The sequence below is a fragment of the Stutzerimonas marianensis genome (assembly GCF_022810315.1).
GTDB classification, from domain to species: domain Bacteria; phylum Pseudomonadota; class Gammaproteobacteria; order Pseudomonadales; family Pseudomonadaceae; genus Stutzerimonas; species Stutzerimonas marianensis.
Genome location: NZ_JALGRD010000038.1, coordinates 356 through 951, shown reverse-complemented (window position 1 = coordinate 951; position 596 = coordinate 356). Strand labels below are relative to the sequence as shown.

The window sequence follows — 596 nt, the reverse complement described above, 5'->3', positions numbered from 1 at the left end:
CTTGTCTGTGTCTCCATCGGGCACTGTTGGGTTGAACAGCACGATCGAAGTCACGTTGGTTGATAATGATTTGAATATCAGTGTTTCAACGCCGCAGACAACCTTCAATAATACGGCTAGTATAACGAACGTGAATGAAGTTGGTTTAGGTTTGCCGGGAACTGGCACCACAGCGCACAATTCAACGTTTAAGAACGGTTTCATCGCGAAGCAAATCTTTGCTAGCCGGGCCGCCAGTGTGTCAGGCAGTGATTTTAGCAATACAGCGAATACAGTATCTCTCCAGCTTGTAGAAACAGGCGCAAATTCAGGCACGTTCAGAGGGACGTTTAAACTTACGAATGTTACAGGTTCTTCGACAGATAATGCATCGTCACCTCCTGTTCTGAAAGTCTCTAATGGAGATAATATCACAGTATTCTACAATGACTCGCCAAATGCCACCACAGAGAATAATCTCTCTTCATACACAACGGTGTCAGTGGTAGGCGCCGGTGGTGTTGGTTCATTAAACCTCAGCAAACAAGAGCTTTTCCTGAATGGCGATTCAGCAGTAGTCACACTCGAGGATAATGATCTAAATACTACTGGTGGGC

Annotated in this window: 1 protein-coding gene; it reads left to right on the top strand. The window is 45.5% G+C overall.

The window, feature by feature from the left end:
- Positions 1-31: 31 nt before the first annotated feature.
- Positions 32-596 (top strand): hypothetical protein (locus MST27_RS22175; protein WP_243608010.1); only part of this gene is annotated, 565 nt, incomplete at its 3' end.